Below are 21,501 nucleotides of genomic sequence, written 5' to 3' on the forward strand. Positions count from 1 at the left end.
CTGTACGGTGGGCGATTGCCCCTCCCGGCGATGAGCCGCCGATGCTTTCACCTTGGCCGCGGTGCCGTTATCGGCAAGGTGTCGTGGGCCACGCCGGCAGGTGGTGCGTGTCGGTCATGCAGTGGGGGCTGGCCAGTTGCGGGGTGCTGGCGCATCCATCCGCTGAATGGCGCCCGCCGCCCCGCAGCCGTGCTCAGAGGCCGGCGAGACGGGTGCCGAGCACGGCCCTGAGATTGTAGACCGCGCCGATGCTGAGCTCGCCATAGCGTGCATGGCCGGTCAGCGGGCTATCCGCCACGGCCTGGCCATAGTGGCGCAGCGACAGGTCGGCGAAGGTCGTCCAGTCGCGCGACAGGGGGTGGGCCAGACGCAGGCCCAGGTCCAGGCGCTGGCTGTGGTCCGGCGCGTAGGCTGGCAGGGTCGAGGCCCGTGCTTCGTCGACATCGACGCCGAAATAGTAACGGCTGTAGCGCGCGTTGTAGTGGCGCCAGTCGAGATAGGGGGTGAAGCGCAGCGCGCCAGCCGCCTGCTCGACGGTGTAGTCGGCATGGAGCTCGACCTGATCGCCCTGGTGGCGGGCCAGTGCATCGTGCAGGTAGGCGATGCGCAGTACGCTGGCTGCGCTTGGCCGCCAGGCCAGCTCCAGCCCGGCGTTGAGGCTCTCCCTGCGGTCGCGCAGGGCGCGCAGCTCGGGCGTGTCGGCGTCGCGCGCGCGAAACGCGAGCCGATCCTGCTGGACGATGGCATCGAGGCTCAATGCCGGGTTGCCGACAAGGCGTAGCCCCAGTTCATCGTCGCGCAGCAGCAGGCGTTCGCCGGTATGGTCGCCGGCCGGCAGGCCCTCGCCCAGCGTGCTGACGCGATAGGGGCCCAGCCCCAGGTGGTAGCGTGCACCGACATACAGCCCGTCGGCCATGGCGAGCGGTGAGCAGGCGATGGCCAGCAGGGCGGTCAGCAGCGTCAGTGGGCGGGGCGAGGGCGGCATGGGGAGGACAGGGTTGGCGCGAGCGCCGATGATACCGGAAGGCCGCCGGGCATGAAAAAGCCCGCTGTGCTGCTGCGGGCCGTGGGGGTATCGATAGGGGCGGTCAGTAGGTCCAGCCGCTGATCTGCGCCCAGCGCTCGATCTGGTCGATGCGGTCCTGCCCCCAGAATGGCTCGTCGCCGACGAAGACGAAGGGCACGCCGAACACGCCGCGCTGATAGGCGACTTCGGTGGCCTGCCGTAGCTTGTCCTTGACGCCTTGATCGTTCATGCCTTCCAGCAGGTAGTCGCGCTCGATGCCGTAGCGGTCGGCGAGGTCGAGGATGTAGTCGGCGTCGGAGATGTCGTGGTCCATCACCCAGTAGGCCTTGAGCAGGGCCATGGCAAGCTGGATGGCCTGCGCCGGGTTGTCCTCGTAAAGCCAGTAGAACGCCCTGCAGGCCGCCAGCGGGTTGATCGGGAAGCGGCTCGGCCAGTTCAGCGGCATCTTGTGGAAACTTGCCGTGCGCTTGGCGTCCAGAACCATGTAGCGCTGCCGCACGTCGGGCTCGGGCGGGTTGTTGAGCAGCTTGAAAATGGCACCCGCCAGGATGGGGCGCCAGACGACGGGCTTGCCGTTGCGCGATTCGAAGCTTTCCAGCCGGTTCGCCGCGATATACGAATAGGGCGAGCCGAAATCGAAATAGAAATCAATGGGGTGGGACATGGGTGCTCCTCCTGAGCATCTGCTTATTTTCTAAACTTAGCTCAGATGCGGTGACGCACAAGAAGAATATGCGTCGCCGCGTGCATGTCCATGGCGTGGCGGGCCTACAGCCCGAGCTGTCCCCACATCTCGTCGACGCGCCGTTTCACCGCCTCGTCCATCACGATGGGCGTGCCCCACTCGCGCGTGGTCTCGCCCTGCCACTTGTTGGTTGCATCGAGCCCCATCTTGCTGCCGAGGCCCGATACCGGGCTAGCGAAATCGAGGTAGTCGATCGGCGTGTTCTCGACCAGCGTGGTGTCGCGCGCCGGATCCATGCGCGTGGTGATGGCCCAGATCACCTCTTTCCAGTCGCGGATGTTCACATCCTCGTCCACCACCACGATGAACTTGGTGTACATGAACTGGCGCAGGAAGCTCCAGATGCCGAACATCACGCGCTTGGCGTGGCCCGGGTACTGTTTCTTGATGCTGACGATGGCCATGCGGTAGCTGCAGCCCTCGGGTGGCAGGTAGAAGTCGACGATCTCGGTGAACTGCTTCTGCAGGATGGGCACGAACACCTCGTTCAGCGCAACGCCGAGCACGGCGGGCTCGTCCGGTGGCTTGCCGGTATAGGTGCTGTGGTAGATCGGGTCGCGGCGCATGGTGATGCGCTCGATCGTGAACACCGGGAAGCGGTCCTGCTCGTTGTAGTAGCCGGTGTGGTCGCCGTAAGGGCCTTCGAGCGCCGTCTCATCGGGGTGGATCACACCTTCGAGCACGATCTCGGCGCTCGCCGGCACCTGCAGGTCCGAGCCCAGGCACTTGATCAGCTCGGTCTTGGCGCCGCGCAACAGGCCGGCGAACTGGTATTCGGAGAGCGTGTCCGGCACCGGCGTCACCGCGCCCAGTATCGTCGCCGGGTCGCAACCCAATACCACCGCCACCGGGAAGGGCTGGCCGGGATTCTTTTCACAATGCTCGCGGAAATCGAGCGCGCCGCCACGATGCGCGAGCCAGCGCATGATCACCTTGTTCGGCCCCAGCACCTGCTGGCGATAGATGCCGAGATTCTGCCGCGTCTTGTGCGGGCCGCGCGTCACCACCAGGCCCCAGGTGATCAGCGGCGCCACGTCGCTGGGCCAGCAATGCTGGATCGGGATGCGCGCCAGATCGACATCCGCGCCTTCCCACACCGCCTGCTGGCACGGTGCGCTGCGCACCTCCTTGGGCGACATGTTGAGCACCTGCTTCAACACCGGCCACTTCTCCCACGCGTCGCGCAAGCCCTTGGGCGGCTCCGGCTCCTTCAGGTAGGACAGCAGCTTGCCGATCTCGCGCAGCGCGTCGATCGACTCGGCGCCCATGCCCATCGCCACGCGCTTCGGCGTGCCGAACAGGTTGGCCAGCACCGGCATGCGGTGGCCCTTCACGTTTTCGAACAGCAGGGCCGGGCCCTCGGCGCGCAGCACGCGGTCGCAGATCTCGGTCATCTCGAGATGCGTCGAGACCTCGGCCTTGATGCGCTTGAGCTCGCCCTGTTTTTCCAGTTGCGCGAGAAAGTCGCGCAGGTCGTCGTATTTCATGGCGCCATCCGCGATCAATGCTTGCCGGTGCTGCCGAAGCCGCCTTCGCCGCGATGGCTGGCATCGAAATCATCGACGATGTTGAAGCCGACCTGCACCACCGGCACCACCACCATCTGCGCGATGCGCTCCATCGGGTTGATGGTGAAGGCCTCCAGGCCGCGGTTCCAGCACGAGACGAAGATCTGGCCCTGGTAGTCCGAGTCGATCAGCCCGACCAGATTGCCGAGCACGATGCCATGTTTGTGGCCGAGGCCCGAGCGCGGCAGGATCATCGCGGCGAGGCCCGCGTCTGCCAGGTGAATCGCGATGCCGGTGGGGATCAGCTTGGTCTCGCCCGGTTGCAATACCAGCGCCTCGTCGAGGCAGGCGCGCAGGTCGAGACCGGCGGCGCCCGGCGTGCCATAGGCGGGCAGGGCTTCCTGGATGCGTGGGTCGAGAATCTTGATGTCGATGGTGGTCATGCGGTGTGTCCTGAAAAATGAAGGCTGATGGCGCGGGGCCATCAGCCGGAGCGGTTCTGTAAGGTGGCGCGTGCTAGCGCGCGGCAAGCATCCCGGCGATATGCCGGATCAGCCCCTGAGCGAGCTCCGCCTTGGGCGCGCGGCCCAGCGGGTGCTGGCCCTGGTCGTCGATCAGCGTCAGTTCGTTGTCGTCCGAGCCGAAGGCGGCTTGCGCCAGGTTGGCGGCGAGCAGCGGGATGTGCTTGCGGCGGCGCTTTTCCTCCGCGTATTGCAGCACGTTCTGGCTCTCTGCCGCGAAACCGACGCAGAACGGCCCCTGCGGCAGCGCCGCGACGGTGGCGAGGATGTCGGGGTTGAGTTCGAGCTCGATCACGGGGGCGCTGTCGGTCTTCTTGATCTTGTGCTCGCTGCGGTTCTTCACCGTGTAGTCGGCTACGGCGGCGACGGCGATGAATACATCGGTGTCGGCTACGCCGGCCATTACCGCGTCGAGCATGTCGCGCGCTCCCTGCACGTCGATGCGCCGCGCGCCCAGCGGTGTCGGCAGCGCCGTCGGGCCGCTGACCAGCGTCACCTCGGCGCCGGCATGGACGGCCGCGCGGGCAATTGCGTAGCCCATCTTGCCCGAGCTCGAATTGGTGATGCCGCGCACCGCGTCGATCGGCTCGAAAGTCGGGCCGGCCGTGATCAGCACGCGCTTGCCCTTGAGCAGCTTGGGCGCGAAGAAGGCTTCGGTCAGCTCGAACAGCTCTGCGGGTTCCAGCATGCGCCCGTCGCCGACCTCGCCGCAGGCCTGATCGCCGCTGCCGGGGCCGAGAACGGCGATGCCATCCTGCTTGAGCAACGCGATATTGCGTTGATTGGCCGGGTTCTCCCACATCTGCCGGTTCATCGCCGGGGCCACCAGCAGCGGACAGTCGCGCGCCGCGCACAGGGTCGACAGCAGGTCGTCGCACTGGCCGTGCGCGAGCTTGGCGATGAAATCGGTGCTGGCCGGGGCGATCAGGATGGCGTCGGCCTCGCGCGACAGGTCGATGTGCGGCATGCCGTTATTGATGCGCGGGTCCCACTGGTCGGTGAACACCGGCTTGCCCGACAGCGCCTGGAAGGTGACCGGGCCGACGAAATGGCTGGCGGCCTCGGTCATCGCTACCTGCACGCTGTGGCCAGCCTTGACGAACAGGCGCGTCAGTTCGGCCGATTTATAGGCGGCCACGCCGCCGGTGATGCCAAGAAGGATGCGTTTGCTGGATGTGGCCATGACCAACCCTGGTTCGTTGCAGTTGGCGGGAGTTTAAAACAGGCGCGAATTCCTGCCTACAATGGTCGAGGAGGAGGAACGCCATGCCCATCACCGACTGGCCCGCCGACGAGCGGCCACGCGAGAAGCTGATCCAGAAAGGCCCTGCCAGCCTGTCCGACGCCGAGCTGCTGGCGATCTTTCTGCGCACCGGCATCGTCGGCAAGAGCGCGGTCGACCTCGCGCGCGAACTGCTGGCGCGTTTCGGCAGCCTGACGCAGCTGTTCCAGGCGTCGGAAGCGGCATTCTGCGAGATGCCGGGCATGGGGCAAGCCAAGTACGTGCAGTTGCAGGCCGTGCTCGAGATGGCCAAGCGCGCGCTCGGCGAGGCCATGCGCGAGGCCCATGCGCTGGAGTCGCCGCAGGCGGTGCGCGATTATCTGCGGCTGCAGCTTGGCGGCCTGCCGGTCGAGGTGTTCTGGGCGATCTTCCTCAATGCCCAGCACCGCGTGATCGCCAGCGAGGAGCTGGCACGCGGCACCCTGACGCAGACCTCGGTCTATCCGCGCGAGGTGGTCAAGCGTGCGCTCGCCAACAATGCCGCCGCGGTGATCTTCGCGCACAACCACCCCTCTGGCGTGGCCGAACCGAGCCGCGCCGACGAACTGTTGACACAGGCATTGAAGCAGGCACTGGCGCTGATCGACGTGAAAGTGCTCGATCATTTCGTGGTTGCCGGCAACCAGTCGTTATCGTTCGCCGAGCGTGGGCTGCTATGACGGGCGGGCAGACGGACGATTTTTTGTTTGAAATCAGTATTGAGTGGGGCGCTTGATCTGTGGTATAAATCGTGTTTTTTCCGAGTCGGGAGTCAACATCATGGCACGTGTATGCCAAGTAACAGGGAAGGGCCCGATGGTCGGGAACAACGTTTCCCACGCCAACAACAAGACCAAGCGCCGCTTCTTGCCCAACCTGCAATCGCGTCGTTTCTGGGTTGAAAGCGAAAACCGCTGGGTTCGTCTGCGTGTCAGCAACGCGGCTCTGCGCCTGATCGACAAGAACGGCATCGAGTCTGTTCTGGCCGACCTGCGTGCCCGCGGCGAAATCTAAGCCCGAGCATCATTACTGAAAGGCTGAAGCATCATGCGTGAAAAAATCAAGCTGGAATCCTCCGCAGGTACTGGTCACTTCTACACCACGACCAAGAACAAGCGTACCATGCCGGAAAAGATGGAAATCATGAAGTTCGACCCCGTAGCCCGCAAGCACGTGGCTTACAAGGAAGTGAAGCTGAAGTAATTCAGCCGTTTCCCGCAGTACCGAATTTCGAAACAAACCCCGCTCCTGATAGCGGGGTTTGTTTTTTTGTGGCACCACCATCGGTGATGCCGGTCATGATAGCCACAATGGACGTAAAAAAGGCGAGAGATCATCTCGCCTTTTTTTGCTTTGCCCGACGGATCAGGCTGTTTGTGGCTCGGTCAGTTCCGCGATCTGGGCGCGTGCGGCTTCCAGCGCCTTTTCACGCAGTTCCGGCCCCATGTTCAGGCCTTCGGCACGGACCACTTCCACGTCCTGCACGCCGACGAAGTTGAGCACCGTTTTGACGTAGCCATCGTGCATATGGGTCACCGGCGACTGGCTGTGGATGCCGCCAGCCGTGGCCACGATCACCGCCTTCTTGTTCGGCACCAGGCCGATGGGGCCGTTGGCGCCGTAGCTGAAGGTCTTGCCGGCCACCGCGATGCGGTCGATCCACGCCTTCAGGCCGGATGGCACGGTGAAGTTGTACAGCGGGGCGCCGATGACGACGACGTCGGCCGTCTTCAGTTCATCGATCAGCAGGTCGCTGATCTCGTTGTCGCGGCGTTGCGCGTCGCTCATCTGTTCGACCGGCGTGCCGCGTGGTGCCAGCAGGTCGGGCGAGATGTGCGGCAGCGGCTCGGTGCCAAGGTCGCGGTAGATCACGTCAACCTGTTCGCCGCCATTGCGGTAGGCATCAACCACGGCCTGGGTCAGCTCACGCGAAACGGAGTGGTTGCCGAGGATGCTGGAATCGAGGTGCAGAACTTTCATGATGGACTCTCCAAATTGATTGAGTTGGCCGATGTCGTCAATCTGTGGCGTCATCGCTTGGAACTAATCATATGGATGAAGCTAAATCAGCGGTAGCCAGCTAAAATGGAATAGATTGTTCTATTTGTGGTGCTAATCGATGCATGACCTGAATGATCTCTATTTCTTCGCCAAGGTGGTCGAGCGCGGCAGCTTTGCTGCCGCCAGCCGAGCGCTCGACATCCCCAAATCGCGCCTGTCGCGCCGCGTGGCGCAGCTCGAGGAGCGGCTTGGCGCGCGGCTATTGCAGCGCACCACGCGCAAGCTGGCGCTGACCGACGTGGGGCAGCGCTATTACGAGCGCTGCCAGGCCATGCTGCTCGAGGCGGACGCGGCCGAGGCCACGGTTGCCAGCCTGCGCGATGAGCCGAGCGGTCGGCTGCGCGTCAGTTGCCCGGTCGGCATCGCCTACCCGGAACTGGCACCGGTGCTGCCGGCCTTTCTGCGACAGCACCCGGCCATCCAGCTGGAACTGATGGTGACCAACCGCCGCGTCGATCTGCTGGAAGAAGGGGTGGACGTGGCGCTACGCGTGCGCGAAGCGGGCCAGCAGGACCCGAATCTGGTGACGCGGCGTTTTCGCACCGGCAATACGCTGCTGGTGGCGAGCCCCGCGCTGCTGGAGCGCTATCCGCCGATCAACTCGCCCGAGGATCTGGCCGGTCTGCCGACGATGAACTTTGGCCTCGGCGACCGTGGCACGCACTGGCGCCTTACCGGCCCCGATGGCGAGCAGCGCGAGGTAGTGATCGAGCCGGTCTTCCATTGCGACGACTTCTATGTGCTCAAGCACGCGGCGCTCGCCGGCATGGGGCTGACCACGATGCCGGAAACCTACTGCATCGATGAAATCGAGCACGGCGAGCTGTTGCCGGTGATCCCGCACTGGCGTCTGCCGGAGGGCATCGTGCACGGCGTGTACCCGAGCCGGCGTGGGCTGTCGCCGGCGGTCAAGGCTTTCATGGATTTCCTGTCACTGCACCTGGGGCGGGTGTCGGGCTGAGCAAGAAAAAGCCCACCGCGCGGGTGGGCTGTCTGGCGAAGGCTGAGCTGCTCATTCGCCGGCCATCGGGGCGACGGTATTGTAGCCGGCATCGACATAGGTAATCTCGCCAGTGATGCCCGATGCCAGGTCGCTCATCATGAAGGCGGCGACATTGCCGACTTCCTCGATGGTGACGCCGCGGCGCAGCGGCGCATTCTCGGCGATGTGGTGCAGCATCTTGGAGAAACCGCTGATCCCGCTCGCTGCCAGGGTCTTGATCGGTCCGGCCGAGATGCCGTTGACGCGGAAACCCTGCGGGCCCATGGCGTAGGCGGTGTAGCGCACGCTGGCTTCGAGGCTGGCCTTGGCCAGGCCCATCACGTTGTAGTTGGGCATGGCGCGCTCGGCGCCGAGGTAGGTCAGCGTCAGCAGCGCGGCGTTCGGCCGCAGTTGCGCGCGGCCGGCCTTAGCCAGCGCCGGGAAGCTGTAGGCGCTGATGTCATGGGCAACCTGGAACGCTTCGCGCGAGATGGCGTCGAGGAAGTCGCCAGCCAGCGCTTCGCGCGGTGCGAAGCCGATGGAGTGGACGATGCCGTCCAGGCCTTCGGGCCAGTGGGTCTTCAGGTCGGCGAACATGCCGGCGATCTCGTCATCCGAGGTGACATCGCAACGCAGTACGATGTCGCTGCCGAATTCGCGCGCCATCTCGACCACCCGGTCCTTGAGCTTGTCCACTACATAGGTGAATGCCAGCTCGGCGCCTTCGCGCTGCATCGCCTGGGCAATGCCGTAGGCGATCGAGCGATTGGAGATCAGCCCCGTGATCAGGATGCGTTTGTTGGCAAGAAAACCCATGGTGGTCCTCGTCTGGTTCGATGTGGCGGGAATTATAGTCGCATTTGCCGCGCCAAGGGCAGGGGCGGCTTGTTGCCACGGGCCGGCAACAAAAAGGGCGTGCCCGATCGCACGCCCCATGTCGCCGCGGCAGCCGTATCGCTATTCGATGGCGTTGCTCGACTTCATCTGCTGGCGCAGCAGGAATTTCTGGATCTTGCCGGTCGAGGTCTTGGGGATGGGCCCGAACACCACTTTCTTCGGCACCTTGAAGCGGGCCAGGTTGGCACGGCAGTGCTCGATGATCTCTTCTTCGGTGGTGGTGGCGCCGTCCTTGAGCTCGACGAAGGCGCAGGGCACCTCGCCCCATTTCGGATCCGGCCCGGCGACCACGGCCGCGGCCATCACGACCGGGTGGCGATACAGGATGTCCTCGACCTCGAGCGAGGAGATGTTCTCGCCACCCGAGATGATCACGTCCTTCGAGCGATCCTTGATCTTCACGTAGCCATCCGGGTGCACCACCGCCAGATCGCCGGTGTGGAACCAGCCGCCGGCGAAGGCTTCTTCGGTCGCGCTCGGGTTCTTCAGGTAGCCCTTCATCACCAGATTGCCGCGGAAGAAGATCTCGCCCATGGTCTCGCCATCCCGCGGCACCGGCTGCATGGTGTTTGGATCAAGCACGCTGATCGCCTCCTGCATGTGATAGCGCACACCCTGGCGGCCGTTGCGCTCGGCGCGCTGTTCGATCGGCAGCGCGTCCCACTCGGGATGCTTGGCGCAGACCGAGGCCGGGCCGTAGGTTTCGGTGAGGCCATAGACGTGGGTGATGTCGAAGCCGATGCGCTCCATGCCCTCGATGATGGCGGCCGGTGGTGCGGCGCCGGCGATCAGCCCGCAGACCTTGTGGCCGATGCCTGCGCGCAATGCGTCCGGCGCGTTGGCCAGCATGCCGTGCACGATCGGCGCGCCGCAGAAATGGCTGACGCGGTGGCGGCGGATCAGGTCGAAGATCTGCGCCACGTCGATGCGGCGCAGGCAGACATTGGTGCCGGCGTTGGCGGCCATGGTCCAGGGGAAGCACCAGCCGTTGCAATGGAACATCGGCAGCGTCCACAGGTAGACCGCATGCTGCGGCATGCCCCAGGAGACGATGTTGCTGGTGGCGTTGAGATAGGCACCGCGGTGGTGGTAGACCACGCCCTTGGGGTTGCCCGTGGTGCCCGAGGTGTAGTTGAGCGCGATCGCATCCCACTCGTCGCGCGGCGGCTGCCAGGCGAAATCGGCATCGCCGCTGGCGATGAATTCCTCGTATTCGATCGTGCCCAGCCGCTTGCCGCCTTCGAAGCCCGGGTCGAGCACGTCGATCACCAGTGGGCGCTTGCTGCCGAGCATGGCGAGCGCGCGCTCGATAACGCCGGAGAATTCCGGGTCGGTCAGCAGCACCTTGGCCTCGCCGTGCTGCAGCATGAAGGCGATGGCTTCGGCATCGAGCCGGGTATTGAGCGTGTTGAGCACCGCACCGGTCATCGGCACGCCGAAGTGCGCCTCGTACATCGCCGGAATATTAGGCAGCATTACGGCAACCGTGTCGCCCGCTTCCACACCGGCCGCCTGCAGGGCCGACGCCAGCTGGCGGCAGCGATCGTAGGTCTGACGCCAGGTGTAGCTTCGCTCGTCGTACACGACCGATACCCGGTTGGGGTAGACCTGGGCCGAGCGTTCGAGGAAGCTCAGTGGCGACAGGGCGACGAAATTGGCGTCGTTGCGGTCGAGACCAAGCTGGTAGGCATGCTTCGGTGACACGGACATCTCCTCATATATGGGCGCAGGTGCTGGCGCTGCGAAATGGCCGCCGGGGCCTGCGCGACTGACAATCTCGTTGCGTGCGGGGTGGCCCGCACGGTGAACAGCCTGGGTGTATTCTAGGCGGGGCAGGCAGGCGAATCCACGGATATTCCCTGCTCTGAAAATGGTTATTCCGCAGAGTGGGACGGCCTGTCGTGTGGGCCAATCGGAGAGAAGGCCGTGAGCCAGTCAATGATGGAGCGTGGAATGATGGCGGACTTGTTCGGCGACCAGCCGCAGGGCTGGGACGAGCCGATCTGCCCCGGCGCCGTGGTGCTGCGCGGCTTTGCGCTGGCGCGGGCACAGGCTCTGCTCGATGCGGTGGCCGCCGTCGTGGCGCAGGCGCCGTTCCGGCACATGGTCACGCCCGGTGGGCAGCGCATGTCGGTGGCCATGACGGGATGTGGCGATTGCTGCTGGATCAGCGACCGGCGCGGTTATCGTTACGATGACGTCGACCCGGACAGTGGGCGGCCGTGGCCGGCGATGCCTGCGCTGTTTCGAGCGCTTGCGGAAGAGGCTGCCGGGCGCGCAGGCTTTGCGGGCTTCGTGCCGGATGCCTGCCTGATCAACCGCTATGAGCCCGGCACCAGGCTGTCGCTGCACCAGGATCGCGATGAGCGCGACCTCGGTGTGCCCATCGTTTCGGTATCGCTCGGTCTGCCCGCGCAGTTCCAGTTCGGCGGGCTGGCGCGTAACGACCCACTGCGGCGCATCCCGCTTGGCCACGGCGATGTCGTGGTGTGGGGTGGGCCGGCCCGGCTCTTCCATCACGGCGTGCTGCCGTTGAAAGCCGGCCGGCATGCGCTCACCGGCGAGCTGCGCATCAACCTGACCCTGCGCAAGGCCAGGTAAGGACGCGTTACAGCAGGGCGTGCAGGCTCTGGTAGCCGATGTAGAGGCCGACCAGCAGGATGAGCCCGCCCGAGAAATAGGGGGCGTTGCGCGCGAAATCGCCGAACCCGCTCCAGCGCTGCGCCGCGTGCTTGACGCTGAACGCCGCCAGCGCGCCCGAGGCCACCAGCGTCAATGCCAGGCCAACGCTGAAACACAGCACCAGCGTCGCGCCGAGCGCGATCTGCTTCAGTTGCAGGCACAGCAGCAGCACGGTGATCGAGGCCGGGCAGGGGATCAGCCCGCCAGTCAGGCCGAACATGATGATCTGCCCCGTCGTCACCTGGCGGTTGGCGAAGCGGTGGCGGATATCGTTGGCGTGGGCGAGTTCGTGCGGATCCTGATAGCCCGGTGCGGCGAGATCGAGCCCCGCGTAGTCGGCGATCGCATGCTGGTGTTCGGTGAACTCGACGTCGTAATCGTGGCTGTGATGGCCGTGGCCCAGGCTCAGGCGGGCGACGAATTCATGCGGTTCGGGGATTTCCTGCGCCGATTCGAGATAGCCCTCGCGCGCCACAAAGCTGAAGGACTGGCGGCTGCCATCGGCCCGCTCGGTCTCGAGCTTCACCTGATCGGCCGCCCAGTCATGGCCATGCCGGCCATCGCGGGTGAGGCGGAAGCGTGGCGGCACACCGTCTTCGAATATGTCGAGACGAACCGCGCCATGGCCGGTATCGATGTGCTTGCCCTCGCCGTGATCGTGCCCGTGGCTGTGCTCGTGATCGTGCTTATGGTCATGGTCGTGACCGTGCCCATGATCATGGCCGATGCAGGTGCCGGCGTTGTGCCAGGTGCGCCACAGCATCCACGCGGCGACGCCGACGATCATCACGGCAGAGGCGAGCTGGAAGTAGGGCTCGGTCGCTTCGGCCTGCCAGTGCTGGCCGAAATACAGGCCGGCCAACGCCACGGCCCAGACCACGGCGGTATGCGACAAGGTGGCCGCCAGGCCGAGCAGTACGGCCTGCGTCAGCGTGCCGCGGATGGCGACGATGAAGGCGGCCATCATGGTCTTGGAGTGCCCCGGCTCGAGCCCGTGCAGCGCGCCGAGCAGGATGGCGCTGGGGATGAACAGCCAGGCGTTGCCTGCCCCTTGTTGCAATAGTGTTGCGAAATCAGTCATGTGGATGGCACTGTTTGGGGAAATCTGGAGTCCGCATCATACTCCCCTCCAGTATGTTTATGCTACCCTCCAGTATATTTTTCGGAGAAAACGACATGGTTCATACGATCCGGGACAAGGCCAAGCTACTCGCGCGGGTGAGGCGCATCCACGGCCAGACCGCCGCGCTGGAAACGCTGCTCGACAGCGGCACCGACTGCGCCGGCATCCTGCAGCAGATCGCGGCGATCCGGGGGGCGGTCAACGGCCTGATGGTGGCGGTGATCGAGGGCCATCTGACCGATCACATCGTCGAAGAGCCCGAGCTTGCCCAGCGGCAGCACGATCTCGAACTGGTGCTGCAGGTCATCAAGCCCTATATGAAATAGCGCCCCGATCGGCATTGCCATTGGTGCAATAGCGGCAATACTGAGTGGGTGGCCCGCCCTGTGCCGGGCCTGGGTTGAACCCGCGAGGAAAGGACGTGTGATGGCAAACAGCGCCAGCAATGTGATCGACGACCCGACCCAGACGCTGCAGACCTTCGATCTGCTCGACCTGCAGCAGTACACGCAGGAGAAAAGCTACGCCAGCAATGCCAGCCGGGATTTTCACCTGTTCTACGTTGGCCGCGACGATGTGCACGACGTGCTCAAGTACGTGCTGTCGCGCGTCAGCATCTCGCTGTATCTCAATATGTTCGGCTATGACGACGAGGAGTTGAACGACATCCTGATGCAGCTGGTGCGCGACCCGAGCGTGACCGTGCTGATCACGCTCGACAAGAGCCAGGCGGGCGGGGCGCACGAGAAGGCGCTGCTCGATGTCAACCGCCAGCATGATCTGGCGAACTTCAACACCCACTTCGCGATCGGCCAGTCGAGCAGCCACCAGATCACGCACACCAAGGGCTTCGTGGCCGACGGCCGCGTGGGTGGCGAAGGCTCGACCAACTGGTCGAGCGCCGGTGAAGGCACGTTTGGCGTGACCGGCAAGGCCGGTGGGCCGGGTTACCGCGCCCAGAACAACACCCAGTCGATTTTCACCGATCAGGACACGATCGTGCGCTTCCAGACCGAGCTGATCGCCGAGCATATGGTCGCGCTGAAGCAACAGGCGGCAGGCGGCTAGCGGCGTGTGTCGTTGCCCACAGCTTCTGTGGATAACCCTGGGCATATCGTGAGGACGGCGTCGCTAAGCTACTGAGCAGCATCGCGTAGAACTGGGCTGCCCGAATTTTGGGCTGAGCCAATCGCCAAGGCCGCGTGCCGGCGCCGGTCCACAGCCTCGGCTCATTCTGGAGATCGACATGAAGACAGCATCGCTTGCCATCACCGCTGCGGCCGCACTGATGTTCGCAGCGGCCTATGTATCCGTCGCCGGCCGCGCCCATGCGGAGCTGCCCAGCGGCAGCAAGGGCACATACACGCCACTCGGCGTGTCGGCGTCGGGCGCGGGCTCCACCGCGTGGTTTCTCGATACGGCACGCGATCAGGTGGTGAAATGCAGCGAGGTGGCGGGCCGGGCGGAATGTTCCCGGGTACACATCCCCGCCAGCTGAATCAGGCTGCGGGCGCGGCACCGAGCTTGCGGCCCAGCACGGCGCTGGAGGCCGCCAGGGCCGCGGCGTCGCTATGGAGCAGGGCCAGGCGGCGGCTCAGCAGCGCTTCACCGCCCCAGATGCCGGGGTCCGTTGCGGGCTCGGGCGGCGTCGGTGTGCTGGGCGGCGTGGCGGGCACGGCTGCCAGCGCCTGCCGTGCCTGCTCCAGCGTGGCGGACACGGCGGCGAAGGTCTGCTGCAGCGGGCCATCGAGGTGCTGCGGCGTCAGCTCGGCTGCATGGCGGCGCAGCAACAGGCGCAGCGCCGCCACATGGGTCACCACGAGGTAGTTCTGCACGATGAACTGGTTCAGCTCGTCGGCGGCACGCTGCTTGTCTTCCGGCTCGTCGAGCATGCGCGACAGCGCGGCGCCGAGATTGGCGAGGTCATCCATGAAGCGCTTGCGGCACAGCCGGTAGGCCAGGTCGTTGCCCATCCTGCCCCGCAAGAGCTCGCTACTGGCATCGAGATAGCGCCGGTTGGCTTCCAGCACCTTGCGTACCAGTTGCGGCAGCGCGCGGTATTCCCAGCTCGGCAGCACGAAGCTAAATATGGTGGCGATGGCCGTGCCGATCGCCGTGTCGATCAGCCGTTCGCCGATCACGTGGCTGCCCGCCGGCAACAGCAGGCTGGTCTGCAGCAGGATCTGCATGCTCGCGGCAATCGCCGTGTAGCGGTACTTGATCTGCAGAAAGGCCGGGGCCGCGGCCGTGGTCAGGTAGAGCAGGGCCAGCAGCACGGCCGGCGCATGCACGAGATGCAGGATGACGGCCGTCAGCGCGCAGCCGATCGCCGTGCCGATCAGGCGGTCGCCGCGGCGCCGCTTGGTCATGCTGAAACTCGGCTTGAGCACGATCACGATGGTCAGCAAGATCCAGTAGCCATGCGCCATGTAGGGCAGCGTGCTGGCCACGGCAAGCCCGACGGCGACGGCCATCGCCACCCGCAGTGAAAAACGGAAGATCGGCGAGTCGCGGCGCAGGTGGGACAACATCAGCCCGATCTCGTAGCGCTGCTGTGTCAGGAACGGCGTCATGTCCGCGCCGGGCAGCGTCGGTGGTGGCCCGGTCACGGCCGCCGTGGCGCGGTGCAGCCGTTCGATCATCTCGATCACTTCACGCAGCTTGTTGGCCGCCGTACGCAGCACGACCAGCGCGGCCTTGCCGTCCGGCCCGCTGCTCTGGGCCCATTGTGTGAGCTCCCGGTCGAGCGCCGCCAGCTCTGCGGTGTAGTTCACGCGCGGCGCCGAGGCCCGCTGCCGCGTCACGTCATAGGCGATCGCCTCGATGTCCTGCGCGGCCTTCTCCACCAGGCTGCGCATCAGCGTCAGCGCTGGCGCCCCCTCGGCGTGGCGGCGCAGCAGCGCATAATCGGCGTGCGTTGAGAGCACCAGCTCATACAGATCGAGCATGCCGAAATGGACCTGCACCCGCCGCCTGTCGCGCTCGTCCGGCACGCCGCGCAGCAACAGGTCGCGCGATGCCTGCTGCTTGTCGGCGAGGATCACCTGTTGCCGCACCAGCAGCGTGAACTGCTGTTTCAGGTCGATGCGCGGGTCGTAGCAGGCCGCCTTGAGCTCGATGTAGCGCCCGAGCTCGAACAGCGCCTCGGCCAGGATCTGCTGCTTGGTACGAAAGCGCAGGCACCAGCTGACCGCCATGGCATAGCCGAGATAGGCCAGCCCCCCGGCGCAGAACAGTGCGCTATGGCCGAGCGCCTGCATCGGGCTCAGCACGTTCACCATCGACAGCGTCATCACAAACAGCGCGGCGAACTGCAAGGGCAGGCTTTTCTTGCCGTAGACCACCATCATGCTGGCAAGAAAACTCACCAGCACGAGCAGCGGGTAGAGCAGGGCGCGATAAGGGCTGCTCAGGCTGATCAACAGCGTGACCAGCGTGCATAGCAGCACGCTGGCCAGCATCTCGTTGAACTTGTGGCGGATTGGGCTCGGCAGATCCATCTGGCTCGTGCATAGGGCGCCGATGCACACCGTCATCGCCGTGGGCAGGTCCGTGTAGCGGAAAACGAGCGCCGTCAGCCCGATGACGCCCGTTGCGACGCGCAGGCCGGTGTGGAAATAGTGGCTGAAGATGAAGACACGCGGGTTCAGCGCATAGTGCATCGTTGCGCCGCTCCTCAGCCGGGCTTAGTGCGGGCAGGTGCCATGCCGGCGGCCTGCGGCGAGTCTGCCCGCACCGTGCTGATGTCAGGCCGGGGTGCCAAGCTCATGCGCTGGGCAGATTGGCCTGGACCCAGGCCGCAAAGCTGTTCATGAAACCTTGTATGAAGTTGCGCGTGCCGTCGTTGGCGAGCTTGCCAGACTCGTCGAACAGCGCTGCCGCGCCACCGATGTAGGCCTCAGGCTGCTGCATGGTCGGCACGTTGAGAAACACCAGCGACTGGCGCAGATGGTGATTGGCGCCGAAGCCGCCGATGGCGCCCGGCGACAAGCTCACGACCGCGCCAGGCTTGCCGCTCCAGATGCTCTTGCCGTAGGGGCGGGAGCCGACGTCGAGCGCGTTCTTGAGCACGGCGGGCACCGAGCGGTTGTACTCCGGTGTCACGAACAATACCGCCTGGAAACCCGCCATCCGCTCGCGGAACGCCACCCACTCGGATGCCGGGCTGCCGTCGTCGTCACCATCCTGGTTGTAGAGCGGCAGTTGCCCGATCTCGACGATTTCGAGCTGAAGCCCGCTCGGTGCACATTCGATCAACGCCTTGGCCATTTTGCGGTTGTAGGACTGCTTGCGCAGGCTGCCGACGAGTACCGCGACTTTTCTGCTTGCCATGATTGCTCCTGTGTGGTCCGGTTGAAGGGTGGACAGAACAGCGTACCAGCGGTTCATCGCCGGGACTGGCGCGATGCACGCTCGCCGCCGCTTGCTTCAGTGTAGAACCTGCCGCCGTGAGTGAGTGGCGCTGTTGCGGGTCGGACGCGGCCCGTGCCGGCGCGGTGTGGATGCCGGGCGGCATCACGCCCGCGGTGATGGGCCTTGCTCTCGCGTTTTGGTGGGCTGGCGGGGTGACGGCCCGTGTGCGGAGTGGTCCGTCACACCATAAAAATGGGCGCCCCAGGGGCGCCCATTCTGCAACGACGGATCGTCTGCCGGGTGCGGAGATATCAGGGCATCATGCAGGCTCTGGCAATGATGACCCCGGCATCACGCATCGATCAGGCGAAGCGCTTGGCGACAACCGACCAGTCGACCAGCTTCCAGAACGCCTCGAGGTAGTTCGGGCGGCTGTTGCGGTAGTCGATGTAGTAGGCGTGTTCCCACACGTCACAGGTCAGCAGCGCGGTGTCGGCGGTGGTCAGCGGGGTGGCGGCAGCGCTGGTGTTGGCGATGTCGAGCGAGCCGTCAGCCTTCTTCACGAGCCAGGTCCAGCCCGAGCCGAAGTTGCCGGCAGCGGAGGTGTTGAACGCCTTCTTGAACTCGTCGAACGAACCCCACTTGGCGTTGATCGCGTCAGCCAGGGCACCGCTGGGTGCGCGCGCTTCGCTGTTCGGATTCGGATTGAAGCCGAGCCAGAAGAAGGTGTGGTTCCAGACCTGGGCCGCGTTGTTGAACAGGCCGCCAGCCGGCGCCTTCTTCACGATCTCTTCGAGCGACAGGTTTTCGTTTTCCGTGCCCTTGATCAGGTTGTTCAGGTTGGTGATGTAAGTCTGGTGATGCTTGCCGTAGTGGTACTCCAGCGTCTCCTTGGACATGTGCGGAGCGAGCGCGTCGAGGGCGTAGGGCAGTTCTGGCAGCTTGTGTTCCATGGAAATCTCCTGATTGGCCTGTGGTTATAACGCTGCAGAGCCGGGCGGCTCTGAGTGATGGAGTGGTGGATCAAGAGTTTATCAGGAGTGCCATGCGCTGAACAATTGTTGAGTAAATTGCTCTTGTATCTGCGCGGGCTTGCTGCGGCTGGTTTCCGGGCAGTTGCTATGTTATCTTGGAAATCAAACATCGTTCTCTAATAAAGATCCCGCCATGAGTCTGCTGTCGCTGATCGCCGCCTTGCTGCTGGAACAGTTCAAGCCGCTGGAAATCCGCAACCAGCTGATGTTCGTCTTCACCCGTTTCGCCAATCGCCTGGAGCGCAAGCTCAATGCCGGCGAGTTCAAGCACGGTGCCATCGCGTGGTGCGCAGCCATTTTGCCGCTGTGCCTCGCGGCCACCGGGATCTATTTCTGGCTCAACCAGCTGAACCCGCTGTTCGCGCTGGCCTGGAACGTGGTCATTCTTTACCTGACCATCGGCTTCCGCCATTTCAGCCACGCCTTCAGCGGCATCGCCGAGGCCATGAAAGAGGGTGATATCGAGCGCGCCCGGCAGTTGCTGGCCGGCTGGACCAGCCAGCACACCAGCGAGATGACCGAAGGCGAGCTGTCGCGCGTGGCGATCGAGCAGGGGCTGGTGGATTCCTATCGTCACGTGTTCGGCACGATTTTCTGGTTCCTGATCCTGCCCGGGCCGTCCGGTGCCTTGCTGTATCGCCTGGCCACGCGGCTGAGCCAGAAATGGGGCGAGCGCGACGCGCAGCAGACCGATCCGTTCGGCCGCTTCAGTCTCAAGATCATGCAGCTGCTCGATTGGGCGCCGATCCGGCTGACCTCGGTCAGCTTCGCCATTGTCGGCGATTTCGAGGATGCGGTGTATTGCTGGCGTTCGCAGGCGCAGGCCTGGCTCAACTACGATTACGGCATCCTGCTCGCCAGCGGCGCCGGGGCCATCGGCATCAAGCTCGGCGACCCGCTGCACCAGGATCACACCGTTAAGTTCCGCCCCGAGCTTGGCGTGGGCGACGCGGCCGATCCCGATTACCTGGCCAGCGCCGTCGGGCTGGTGTGGCGTGCCGTGTTGCTGTGGCTGTTCCTGATCCTGCTGTTCAGCGTGACCCACTGGGTCGGCTGAGGACGGTTCCCGGCGGTAAACAGACGGCCACCTCGGAAGCCGTCGCAAGCAAGGGCTGACGGGCCGAGGGATATCAGCCACAGAGGCAATGCCGAGCGAGCAGCCGATGCAGGTTTTGCTCGCCAGGCCGCTTATTCGCAGTGCCCAGACGTGAGGCGCCGATGATACGACTGGTCTACCCCCCGCCGGAGAGTGCGCCAGACGCGCGCACCGAATACCCCGTCAGGCTGTTGGAGCTGGCACTGAACAAGGCCGGCGAGCGCTTCGAGTTGTGCCCCGGGCCGAACGTGGTGCAACAGGGAGCGGCGCTGTCGATGATGGAACGGGGCGAGTCGCTCGACATCGTGTGGTCGATGACCTCCCTCAACCGCGAGCGGCGCCTGCTGCCCATCCGTATTCCCATCTACAAGGGCTTGATCGGCTGGCGCATTGCCTTTGTGTCGCAGCAGCGCCCGCAGCTGCTGGCTAGAGTGGATTCGATCCGCCGCCTGGCCCGCTTCATCGCCTGCCAGGGGCACGATTGGCCTGATACCGCGCTACTGCGGGCCAACGGCCTGCCGGTGTGTCCGGTAGATAGCTACGACGGCCTGTTTGCCTTGATGCATTCGGGCTACGCGGACTATTTTCCGCGCTCGCTGGCCGAGATATGGGCCGAGAATGCCGTCCGCGCACGCCGCGATGGTCTGGTGATCGACGATCACCTCGCGCTTCACTATCCGGCGGCATTCTATTTCTTCGTCAACCGCAATGCCGACCTGCTGGCTGCCGTGATCGAAGCCGGCCTCGAATGCGCCATTGCCGACGGCGACTTCGATACCTTGTTCTACGACACCTACGGCACCTATATTCGCGGCGCAGGATTGCGGTCGCGCCGCATCATCGAGCTGACCAATCCGCAGCTGCCTGCTGAAACCCCGCTGGATCGCCAGGCACTGTGGTTCAGGCTGACCGATCTGTAAGCAGTCAGCCTGCGGGCCGTGCGACGTCGTGCCCTGGTGCCCGCCTCAGGCCAGCTCGTTGACAACGCGGCGATAGAAGGCCAGCCGCTCCGCCGCGAGCCTGTTCTCTCGTACCAGCTCATCCATGATGCAGCCCGGCTCGACGCGATGCCGGCAGTTACGGAAACGGCATTGCCCCACGTGCTCGCGCATCTCGGGAAACAGCCGGTCGAGCGTGGTCGCGTCGAGATGCTTGAGGCCAAACTCCTGCATGCCCGGCGAATCGATGATCGATGCGGTATCGTTCAAGTGGTAGAGCGTGGCGTGCGTCGTGGTGTGCTTGCCCGAATCGAGGGCGATGGAAATGTCGCCAACACGGGCCTGGGCTTGTGGTAGCAGAGTGTTGATGATGGTCGATTTGCCCATGCCGGATTGGCCGATCAGCACCGTGACATGGTTGTCCAGAAACGGGCGCAGCGGGTCGACGCTCTGCCGGGCGGTGAGTTCGAGCAGGCGGTAGCCGAGCTCGCGATAGCCGGCCAGGCGCTGGCGCGCCGCTTCGGCCTCCGGCAGGTCGCATTTGTTGAGCACGATCAGCGGCTCGATGTCGGCCGCCTCGCACGCCAGCAGGCAGCGGCCGAGGAAATCCTCGCTGAAGCTCGGGAACGGCGCGAGCACCACGACGACCTGCGTGACATTGGCCGCGATCAGCTTCTGCCGCCAGTCGTCGGCGCGGTAGAGCAGGCTCTTGCGCGGCAGCGCGCGCTCGATCACCGCCTGCTCGGCGTTGCTGATGCGGATTTCCACCACGTCGCCGCAGGCCAGGTCGGTACGCTTGCCGCGCACGCTGCATTCATATACCTGGCGGTCGTCCACCTCGACGCGAAACGAACGGCCGTAGCTGGTGACGATGCGGCCGGTGGTGGTGGGGCCCGCCATCAGATGTCAAACAGCGCGTCGCACTTGGCCGCGCAAATGAAGTCGTTCTCGGACAGGCCGTTCACCGCGTGGGTGTTGTAGTGAACGGTGCAATGCCCCCAGCAGACCTCCAGGTCGGGGTGATGGTCCTCGCGGTGCGAGACCCAGGCCAGCGCATTCACGAAGGCCATGGTCTGGTAGTAATTCTTGAATTCGTATTTCTTCCAGATCTTGCCGCCATCGAGCGTCCAGCCGCTCAGCTGCTGGAGCAGCTCGCGCGCCTCGGCCTCGGTGAGGGCCGGGATGCCGCCTTCGCACGGTTTGCAGTTCTTGTTGCTGAGGTCACATACGGTGTTGGACATGGTGGTCTCCTATCTTCAGTGGTGTGTCGCGC

The 21,501-nt window shown here is 64.8% G+C and carries 24 protein-coding genes; 10 read left to right on the forward strand and 14 right to left on the reverse strand.

Annotated elements, in window-relative coordinates:
- Positions 1–193: 193 nt before the first annotated feature.
- From ABWL39_RS18735 to coaBC, 5 genes are all read right to left on the reverse strand, one after another.
- The gene (locus tag ABWL39_RS18735) at positions 194–985 is read right to left on the reverse strand and encodes a MipA/OmpV family protein (RefSeq protein ID WP_367794985.1); all 792 of its coding nucleotides are present in this window, start codon (positions 983–985) and stop codon (positions 194–196) included.
- A gap of 103 nt (positions 986–1,088) precedes the next feature.
- The gene (locus ABWL39_RS18740; protein WP_367794988.1) at positions 1,089–1,691 is read right to left on the reverse strand and encodes a 2-hydroxychromene-2-carboxylate isomerase; all 603 of its coding nucleotides are present in this window, start codon (positions 1,689–1,691) and stop codon (positions 1,089–1,091) included.
- A gap of 104 nt (positions 1,692–1,795) precedes the next feature.
- Positions 1,796–3,259, reverse strand: coding sequence for a 4-hydroxy-3-polyprenylbenzoate decarboxylase (gene ubiD, locus ABWL39_RS18745; RefSeq protein ID WP_367794991.1), 1,464 nt, complete (start codon positions 3,257–3,259; stop codon positions 1,796–1,798).
- Between the two features lie 14 nt (positions 3,260–3,273).
- Positions 3,274–3,723, reverse strand: a complete 450-nt coding sequence (gene dut, locus ABWL39_RS18750) for a dUTP diphosphatase (RefSeq protein WP_367794993.1) — start codon at positions 3,721–3,723, stop codon at positions 3,274–3,276.
- Positions 3,724–3,796: 73 nt separating this feature from the next.
- Positions 3,797–4,984, reverse strand: coding sequence for a bifunctional phosphopantothenoylcysteine decarboxylase/phosphopantothenate--cysteine ligase CoaBC (coaBC, locus tag ABWL39_RS18755; protein WP_367794995.1), 1,188 nt, complete (start codon positions 4,982–4,984; stop codon positions 3,797–3,799).
- Positions 4,985–5,067: 83 nt separating this feature from the next.
- On the opposite strand from coaBC, the gene radC reads away from it, so the two are divergent.
- The 3 genes from radC to rpmG all read left to right on the forward strand — a co-directional run bounded on the left by radC (position 5,068) and on the right by rpmG (position 6,265).
- Positions 5,068–5,742, forward strand: coding sequence for a DNA repair protein RadC (gene radC / locus ABWL39_RS18760; protein ID WP_367794998.1), 675 nt, complete (start codon positions 5,068–5,070; stop codon positions 5,740–5,742).
- 100 nt (positions 5,743–5,842) lie between these two features.
- The gene (gene rpmB, locus ABWL39_RS18765; RefSeq protein WP_367795000.1) at positions 5,843–6,076 is read left to right on the forward strand and encodes a 50S ribosomal protein L28; all 234 of its coding nucleotides are present in this window, start codon (positions 5,843–5,845) and stop codon (positions 6,074–6,076) included.
- 33 nt (positions 6,077–6,109) lie between these two features.
- On the forward strand, positions 6,110–6,265 hold the full coding sequence (gene rpmG / locus ABWL39_RS18770; RefSeq protein ID WP_367795002.1) for a 50S ribosomal protein L33: 156 nt from the start codon (positions 6,110–6,112) through the stop codon (positions 6,263–6,265).
- Positions 6,266–6,427: 162 nt separating this feature from the next.
- Here the strand turns inward: rpmG and ABWL39_RS18775 are convergent, their stop codons facing one another.
- Positions 6,428–7,042: an FMN-dependent NADH-azoreductase gene (locus tag ABWL39_RS18775; RefSeq protein ID WP_367795004.1), complete on the reverse strand. Its 615-nt coding sequence runs from the start codon at positions 7,040–7,042 to the stop codon at positions 6,428–6,430.
- A gap of 139 nt (positions 7,043–7,181) precedes the next feature.
- On the opposite strand from ABWL39_RS18775, the gene ABWL39_RS18780 reads away from it, so the two are divergent.
- On the forward strand, positions 7,182–8,084 hold the full coding sequence (locus ABWL39_RS18780; RefSeq protein WP_367795006.1) for a LysR substrate-binding domain-containing protein: 903 nt from the start codon (positions 7,182–7,184) through the stop codon (positions 8,082–8,084).
- Between the two features lie 51 nt (positions 8,085–8,135).
- Here the strand turns inward: ABWL39_RS18780 and fabI are convergent, their stop codons facing one another.
- Entirely contained in the window at positions 8,136–8,921 is a 786-nt protein-coding gene (gene fabI / locus ABWL39_RS18785; protein ID WP_367795008.1) for an enoyl-ACP reductase FabI, read from the reverse strand.
- Positions 8,922–9,062: 141 nt separating this feature from the next.
- Positions 9,063–10,712: an acyl-CoA synthetase gene (locus ABWL39_RS18790; RefSeq protein WP_367795010.1), complete on the reverse strand. Its 1,650-nt coding sequence runs from the start codon at positions 10,710–10,712 to the stop codon at positions 9,063–9,065.
- A 246-nt stretch (positions 10,713–10,958) separates the two neighbouring features.
- Here ABWL39_RS18790 and alkB point away from each other — a divergent pair, with 246 nt between their 5' ends.
- Positions 10,959–11,603 carry a DNA oxidative demethylase AlkB gene (gene alkB / locus ABWL39_RS18795; protein WP_367795183.1) on the forward strand — a complete coding sequence of 215 codons (645 nt, stop codon included), beginning with the start codon at positions 10,959–10,961 and terminating at the stop codon, positions 11,601–11,603.
- A gap of 7 nt (positions 11,604–11,610) precedes the next feature.
- Here alkB and ABWL39_RS18800 read toward each other — a convergent pair whose 3' ends face one another.
- Complete coding sequence (locus tag ABWL39_RS18800) at positions 11,611–12,765, reverse strand: nickel/cobalt efflux transporter (RefSeq protein ID WP_367795013.1); 1,155 nt, start codon at positions 12,763–12,765, stop codon at positions 11,611–11,613.
- Positions 12,766–12,860: 95 nt separating this feature from the next.
- Here ABWL39_RS18800 and ABWL39_RS18805 point away from each other — a divergent pair, with 95 nt between their 5' ends.
- From ABWL39_RS18805 to ABWL39_RS18815, 3 genes are all read left to right on the forward strand, one after another.
- Positions 12,861–13,133 (forward strand): metal/formaldehyde-sensitive transcriptional repressor, encoded by a 273-nt coding sequence (locus ABWL39_RS18805; protein ID WP_367795016.1) that lies wholly within the window; start codon positions 12,861–12,863, stop codon positions 13,131–13,133.
- A gap of 100 nt (positions 13,134–13,233) precedes the next feature.
- Positions 13,234–13,875 carry a hypothetical protein gene (locus ABWL39_RS18810; protein WP_367795018.1) on the forward strand — a complete coding sequence of 214 codons (642 nt, stop codon included), beginning with the start codon at positions 13,234–13,236 and terminating at the stop codon, positions 13,873–13,875.
- 178 nt (positions 13,876–14,053) lie between these two features.
- On the forward strand, positions 14,054–14,305 hold the full coding sequence (locus tag ABWL39_RS18815; RefSeq protein WP_367795021.1) for a hypothetical protein: 252 nt from the start codon (positions 14,054–14,056) through the stop codon (positions 14,303–14,305).
- A gap of 1 nt (position 14,306) precedes the next feature.
- Here ABWL39_RS18815 and ABWL39_RS18820 read toward each other — a convergent pair whose 3' ends face one another.
- The 3 genes from ABWL39_RS18820 to ABWL39_RS18830 all read right to left on the reverse strand — a co-directional run bounded on the left by ABWL39_RS18820 (position 14,307) and on the right by ABWL39_RS18830 (position 18,113).
- Entirely contained in the window at positions 14,307–16,469 is a 2,163-nt protein-coding gene (locus ABWL39_RS18820) for an FUSC family membrane protein (protein WP_367795024.1), read from the reverse strand.
- 103 nt (positions 16,470–16,572) lie between these two features.
- Entirely contained in the window at positions 16,573–17,139 is a 567-nt protein-coding gene (locus tag ABWL39_RS18825; protein WP_367795027.1) for an NADPH-dependent FMN reductase, read from the reverse strand.
- A 383-nt stretch (positions 17,140–17,522) separates the two neighbouring features.
- Positions 17,523–18,113 carry a superoxide dismutase gene (locus tag ABWL39_RS18830; protein ID WP_367795030.1) on the reverse strand — a complete coding sequence of 197 codons (591 nt, stop codon included), beginning with the start codon at positions 18,111–18,113 and terminating at the stop codon, positions 17,523–17,525.
- A 214-nt stretch (positions 18,114–18,327) separates the two neighbouring features.
- Between ABWL39_RS18830 and ABWL39_RS18835 the strand changes: the two genes are divergently transcribed.
- Together ABWL39_RS18835 and ABWL39_RS18840 are read left to right on the forward strand one after the other, a co-directional pair.
- The gene (locus ABWL39_RS18835; RefSeq protein WP_367795033.1) at positions 18,328–19,251 is read left to right on the forward strand and encodes a CobD/CbiB family protein; all 924 of its coding nucleotides are present in this window, start codon (positions 18,328–18,330) and stop codon (positions 19,249–19,251) included.
- A 161-nt stretch (positions 19,252–19,412) separates the two neighbouring features.
- Entirely contained in the window at positions 19,413–20,210 is a 798-nt protein-coding gene (locus ABWL39_RS18840) for a hypothetical protein (RefSeq protein ID WP_367795036.1), read from the forward strand.
- Positions 20,211–20,255: 45 nt separating this feature from the next.
- Here the strand turns inward: ABWL39_RS18840 and rsgA are convergent, their stop codons facing one another.
- Positions 20,256–21,128 (reverse strand): ribosome small subunit-dependent GTPase A, encoded by an 873-nt coding sequence (gene rsgA, locus ABWL39_RS18845; RefSeq protein ID WP_367795039.1) that lies wholly within the window; start codon positions 21,126–21,128, stop codon positions 20,256–20,258.
- Entirely contained in the window at positions 21,128–21,469 is a 342-nt protein-coding gene (locus ABWL39_RS18850) for a 4a-hydroxytetrahydrobiopterin dehydratase (RefSeq protein WP_367795042.1), read from the reverse strand. Before ABWL39_RS18850 ends, rsgA begins: the two co-directional genes overlap by 1 nt.
- Positions 21,470–21,501: the final 32 nt, after the last annotated feature.

This window comes from Chitinivorax sp. PXF-14 (assembly GCF_040812015.1).
GTDB lineage: Bacteria > Pseudomonadota > Gammaproteobacteria > Burkholderiales > SCOH01 > JBFNXJ01.